Below are 5,875 nucleotides of genomic sequence, written 5' to 3' on the forward strand. Positions count from 1 at the left end.
TTAGAAGTGAGAATGCCGGTATGAGTAGCGAAAGACGGGTGAGAATCCCGTCCACCGAATGCCTAAGGTTTCCTGAGGAAGGCTCGTCCGCTCAGGGTTAGTCAGGACCTAAGCCGAGGCCGACAGGCGTAGGCGATGGACAACAGGTTGATATTCCTGTACCACCTCTTTATCGTTTGAGCAATGGAGGGACGCAGAAGGATAGAAGAAGCGTGCGATTGGTTGTGCACGTCCAAGCAGTTAGGCTGATAAGTAGGCAAATCCGCTTATCGTGAAGGCTGAGCTGTGATGGGGAAGCTCCTTATGGAGCGAAGTCTTTGATTCCCCGCTGCCAAGAAAAGCTTCTAGCGAGATAAAAGGTGCCTGTACCGCAAACCGACACAGGTAGGCGAGGAGAGAATCCTAAGGTGTGCGAGAGAACTCTGGTTAAGGAACTCGGCAAAATGACCCCGTAACTTCGGGAGAAGGGGTGCTTTCTTAACGGAAAGCCGCAGTGAATAGGCCCAAGCGACTGTTTAGCAAAAACACAGCTCTCTGCGAAGCCGTAAGGCGAAGTATAGGGGGTGACACCTGCCCGGTGCTGGAAGGTTAAGGAGAGGGGTTAGCGTAAGCGAAGCTCTGAACTGAAGCCCCAGTAAACGGCGGCCGTAACTATAACGGTCCTAAGGTAGCGAAATTCCTTGTCGGGTAAGTTCCGACCCGCACGAAAGGTGTAACGATTTGGGCACTGTCTCAACCAGAGACTCGGTGAAATTATAGTACCTGTGAAGATGCAGGTTACCCGCGACAGGACGGAAAGACCCCGTGGAGCTTTACTGTAGCCTGATATTGAATTTTGGTACAGTTTGTACAGGATAGGCGGGAGCCATTGAAACCGGAGCGCTAGCTTCGGTGGAGGCGCTGGTGGGATACCGCCCTGACTGTATTGAAATTCTAACCTACGGGTCTTATCGACCCGGGAGACAGTGTCAGGTGGGCAGTTTGACTGGGGCGGTCGCCTCCTAAAGTGTAACGGAGGCGCCCAAAGGTTCCCTCAGAATGGTTGGAAATCATTCGTAGAGTGCAAAGGCATAAGGGAGCTTGACTGCGAGACCTACAAGTCGAGCAGGGACGAAAGTCGGGCTTAGTGATCCGGTGGTTCCGCATGGAAGGGCCATCGCTCAACGGATAAAAGCTACCCCGGGGATAACAGGCTTATCTCCCCCAAGAGTCCACATCGACGGGGAGGTTTGGCACCTCGATGTCGGCTCATCGCATCCTGGGGCTGTAGTCGGTCCCAAGGGTTGGGCTGTTCGCCCATTAAAGCGGTACGCGAGCTGGGTTCAGAACGTCGTGAGACAGTTCGGTCCCTATCCGTCGTGGGCGTAGGAAATTTGAGAGGAGCTGTCCTTAGTACGAGAGGACCGGGATGGACGCACCGCTGGTGTACCAGTTGTTCTGCCAAGGGCATAGCTGGGTAGCTATGTGCGGAAGGGATAAGTGCTGAAAGCATCTAAGCATGAAGCCCCCCTCAAGATGAGATTTCCCATAGCGTAAGCTAGTAAGATCCCTGAAAGATGATCAGGTTGATAGGTTCGAGGTGGAAGCATGGTGACATGTGGAGCTGACGAATACTAATAGATCGAGGACTTAACCATATAATATGTAGCAAATGTTGTCTAGTTTTGAAGGAATATGCCTTCATAGTTTGGTGATGATGGCAGAGAGGTCACACCCGTTCCCATACCGAACACGGAAGTTAAGCTCTCTAGCGCCGATGGTAGTTGGGACCTTGTCCCTGTGAGAGTAGGACGTCGCCAAGCAACTTTAAGACGAGTCAGAATGACTCGTCTTTTTTGTGTTTTATAAAATAAACTTGTAATTAATGTAGGTTCTATGAGTACGTTTATCTAGCAAGAAACAACTTTATTAGAATTTCAAATTTAAGTAGCATACCTTCAGAAAAATATGTCAGAGCTTTAAAGTCTATTTGTTAACAAGAATATATACGAAGTATTGCCCTCTGGAGCCTACTCACACCCTCTTTTATTTCTTCAGTTGTTAAATGTCCATACCCTATAATAATTCGATTGTGATGTTCTCCTTTTTCAATGGCGTGATCTTCTACAGGATATACTTTCACTCCGAGTTGTTGGATTTTCTCAAGTAATTCTTTTGTGAATTGAACTTGATTGAATTCAACAATCAGATGTAATCCTGTAGAATAACCGAAAATATTGATTGTATTTGAGAATGCTGATTTTAATTGCTGGATAAGGAAGTCTCTTCGATTTTTATAGATTTTTTTCATCTTCATAATATGTCTTTCCAAATAACCTTCGGCAATAAATTTAGCAAGGATAAGCTGATTTAAAGAAGGTGTATGTAAATCTGAAAACCATTTTACCCTGCGACATTTTTCAACAAGGTGTGAGGGAAGAACTAAGTATCCCATCCTAAGGGCCGGTGATAAAATTTTACTAAATGAACCTATGTATATAACACGTTCGGGATCCAACCCCTGTAATGAACTTACAGGTGAGCCTTCATATCGAAACTCACTATCATAATCATCTTCAATGAGGTAACAATTTGTTTTTCTTGAGTAGTTAACCAATTGAACACGTCGTTGAATTGGCAACGTTCCACCTAAAGGGAACTGATGAGAAGGAGTAATGAAGATGAATTTTGGATTTTTATTTGCAGGTAACAAAGATGTATTCATCCCATTATCATCAACTGGTATAGGGGAAAGAAAGGCTCCTGAATTTTTAAAAATTGTTTGAATGTCATTGGTGATGGGATCTTCTATTAGTACTTCGTCACCTGATGACAAAAGTAACTTAGACACAAGTGTTAAAGCTTGTGTTGCACCGGAAGTAATCACCAATTGTTCTGGATGACAAAAAACTCCTCTTGTTTTTAGTAAATAGCGTGATAAAACCTTTCTTAATTCGGGACGTCCTTGGGGGATATCATATCCAAACGTAGAAGGAGGTGTTTCATTCCATATAGTGTGAGACAACTTTGCCCATCCTTTACGTGGAAATAAGTCTAATGCTGGTATTCCTGAACGAAAATTAATGATGTTACTGTCTTTGTTTGTTTCTTCGCACCAATATAAAGAATCAATTAGAGTTGATTTTTTACGTTGTTCTAAATAAGTTCCTTCGGCAATGAATGTCCCGGCTCCTTGCCGAGTGACCAAAAAGCCTTCGGAAAATAATTGATCATAAGCTTCTAAAATTACATTCCTAGACACACCTAACTCAGAAGATAATTCCCGTGTTGCTGGTAGTTTTTCACCGGATTGTAGCTCTCCGTTTAATATTCGTTCACGTATTTGGTGATAAACTTGTCGAATTAAACTTATATCTAAAGATCGATCAATAGGTATCCAAAGCATATAAATGCTCCCTTCATCAAAATTGGTACCATAAAAGTTTGGATGAAATGGTACTAATACAAACCATTTTAGCATGCTATAGTAGGGTCAAATAGTTCTAAAGGAGATGAAAATGTGATGACTAAACCAGAATTACAAGTAGCTCAGGCATTTAAATCGATTGCACGAAATGAACATATAAAAGCATATGTACAACAATCCACTGAACTCTATGCGTTATTATTACAAGCTGCGAAACGCTTTGTCACCGGAGAAACGAGACATGAGGGAATTGGGACGGCAAAAGAACTAATTACAAAAGGTTATCATACTTCACTAGAATACATAGGGGAAAATACTTTAGATATAGAGGAATGTTATAAAGCAAAAAATGAGTTTTTGAATCTTATTGGGGACATGGGTGCTCTATCTATGAAACAAACAGTATCACTCGATTTATCGCATATTGGATTATCCATAGATCCAGAAATATCTTATATTCATTTAATGGAGTTGGCAGAGAAGGCGAAAGTACATGGAACTACCCTTATGATAAGTATGGAAGAATCATCTAAAGCAGCGGACATTCTTTCCATTTATAAAAAGGTAACTGAGCAATATCATAATGTAGGAATAACAATACAGGCACATTTATATCGCTCAAACAATGATATTCAAGAACTCCTTCATTATCCAGGGAAAATAAGAGTTGTAAAAGGTGCCTATCAAGAAGTTCCGGATATTGCTATGCCTAGGTCAAGTGATTTAAATCAACAGTATCTTCAAATTGTAGAACAACTAGTTGAAAACAATCACCCTGTATCTATAGCTACACATGATGAAATTCTTATTAAAGAGATGGAGCAACGTCAATATTTTAGTCATCCTAATGTAGAAATAGAAATGCTATATGGAATTCGTCCGGATATATTAAGTAATTTGAAAAACAAAGGACATAACGCTAGAGTATATTTGACTTATGGGAAAGAGTGGTATTTGTATTTATGTCATCGGATAGCCGAACATCCAGAAAATCTATATTATGCAGTGACAGATATGATACATTCACCTTTACCAGAGCAGAGTAGAGAATATTGAATAGACATTTAATACTGAATGTAAAAATGATTTTGGTTGTTGCCTAAAAATAAGAGCCGGATTTTTCTTAGAGTAGAAATTCCGGCCCGTTTTATATTGAAAATTTTTTAGTATATATTTGCGTTAAAGGCGGACAGCACCCCTGTAGGTATTGAGGGGATTATGATTTATAATTGTGCAGCCGTCGTATACCTTGTTGTAGAATTGTTTTTGTATGGTTGTGTATTCTTAGGGGGAGATAGAAACAAAGGAAATTATGATTCTATATGTATTTCAAAAGGGGGATATATACTAGAAATGAAACTAAATGCTTGGTTAGTGAAAATGATTCGCTCTTTTAGCGGTAAAACGTAAATATAGGTATGGGATAAATATCTATTAATGTTATATAAAAAGTGAAGTAATAAAAGGAACAAGTGTTCTGTATATATGTGTTCGGTACACTTGATAAATTGAGGTACGTATTTTTAATCCAGTATATGTGTTTAAAAAGGAAATACTATTAATCAATTCGAACCTTGAGCATATCTTAAATGTTTATTAAGAGAATATAGCTGTATGGAAATAGATGATACTAAAGATGAAAGAGATATAAGGCTGATATTTCAGTGAAACAGGGATAGTTAATAAATATATTAGTGTGGTTCTATATATTTACGAGTAAACAGATAAGCAACCATTACTTCATATAAGGAGAACTTGGGACGAGTAGTATATGAGTTTATTATGGATTTCTGTATCGTTGTCTGTTATAAGAATACGTATATCTTCAATCGTTTCTAATAGAGGGCGTGATAAACAAAGAGGTATTAATATTTATTAAAATAAGATTGTTAGTTTCGCTGGGGAAAAACTTCTGTACAAATTAAGTCTAAGGTTTAAAGTAACTTTAATATATTTGGGGAAAATATATTAAAGAGAAGCAGGAGGTAGCTCTTTGGTAATGAATCCTTGGAGAGACGTATCTAGCTAAAAAAGCATAAAAATATTAAATTGAATTTCTTTATAAAAAGGTGTTGACGATTATACTTTAGAGGTGTAATATAGAACAAGTCGCCGATGACATTAACGTCGCAAGCGACAAACGAAATGAAAAACTTAGTTGACATTACAAATTAGAAATGTTAACATAAGGAAGTCGCAAATGAGCGACCAAGTAGTTCTTTGAAAACTGAACGAAACAAACAACGTGAAACGTCAATTTTTATTTTTAGATGCTAGACAAACTAACTTTATTGGAGAGTTTGATCCTGGCTCAGGATGAACGCTGGCGGCGTGCCTAATACATGCAAGTCGAGCGAATGGATTGAGAGCTTGCTCTCAAGAAGTTAGCGGCGGACGGGTGAGTAACACGTGGGTAACCTGCCCATAAGACTGGGATAACTCCGGGAAACCGGGGCTAATACCGGATAA

General features: G+C 39.7%; 3 protein-coding genes and 3 rRNA genes. 5 read left to right on the plus strand and 1 reads right to left on the minus strand.

Annotated features, from left to right (window positions below; all coding sequences use genetic code 11):
- Together ACO6VI_RS32535 and rrf are read left to right on the plus strand one after the other, a co-directional pair.
- Nucleotides 1-1,637: ribosomal RNA gene (locus ACO6VI_RS32535) — 23S ribosomal RNA — on the plus strand; the annotation flags it as partial.
- 49 nt (nucleotides 1,638-1,686) lie between these two features.
- Nucleotides 1,687-1,802, plus strand: a 5S ribosomal RNA gene (rrf, locus tag ACO6VI_RS32540).
- Between the two features lie 170 nt (nucleotides 1,803-1,972).
- Here rrf and ACO6VI_RS32545 read toward each other — a convergent pair.
- Nucleotides 1,973-3,385 carry a PLP-dependent aminotransferase family protein gene (locus ACO6VI_RS32545; RefSeq protein ID WP_422425161.1) on the minus strand — a complete coding sequence of 471 codons (1,413 nt, stop codon included), beginning with the start codon at nucleotides 3,383-3,385 and terminating at the stop codon, nucleotides 1,973-1,975.
- A gap of 117 nt (nucleotides 3,386-3,502) precedes the next feature.
- Between ACO6VI_RS32545 and ACO6VI_RS32550 the strand changes: the two genes are divergently transcribed.
- The 3 genes from ACO6VI_RS32550 to ACO6VI_RS32560 form a co-directional block, all read left to right on the plus strand.
- The gene (locus tag ACO6VI_RS32550; protein ID WP_063549251.1) at nucleotides 3,503-4,462 is read left to right on the plus strand and encodes a proline dehydrogenase family protein; all 960 of its coding nucleotides are present in this window, start codon (nucleotides 3,503-3,505) and stop codon (nucleotides 4,460-4,462) included.
- 162 nt (nucleotides 4,463-4,624) lie between these two features.
- Nucleotides 4,625-4,816: a hypothetical protein gene (locus ACO6VI_RS32555; RefSeq protein ID WP_063546253.1), complete on the plus strand. Its 192-nt coding sequence runs from the start codon at nucleotides 4,625-4,627 to the stop codon at nucleotides 4,814-4,816.
- 878 nt (nucleotides 4,817-5,694) lie between these two features.
- Nucleotides 5,695-5,875: ribosomal RNA gene (locus tag ACO6VI_RS32560) — 16S ribosomal RNA — on the plus strand; the annotation flags it as partial.

Source organism: Bacillus sp. PSXD-155 (assembly GCF_049310765.1).
Taxonomy (GTDB): Bacteria; Bacillota; Bacilli; order Bacillales; family Bacillaceae_G; genus Bacillus_A; species Bacillus_A cereus.

Excerpts from the sequence above, each read along its gene's own strand:
- ACO6VI_RS32550 (WP_063549251.1), top strand. The coding sequence starts at position 3,503 with ATGACTAAACCAGAATTACAAGTAGCTCAGGCATTTAAATCGATTGCA.
- ACO6VI_RS32555 (WP_063546253.1), top strand. The coding sequence starts at position 4,625 with ATGATTTATAATTGTGCAGCCGTCGTATACCTTGTTGTAGAATTGTTT.
- ACO6VI_RS32545 (WP_422425161.1), bottom strand. The coding sequence starts at position 3,385 with ATGCTTTGGATACCTATTGATCGATCTTTAGATATAAGTTTAATTCGA.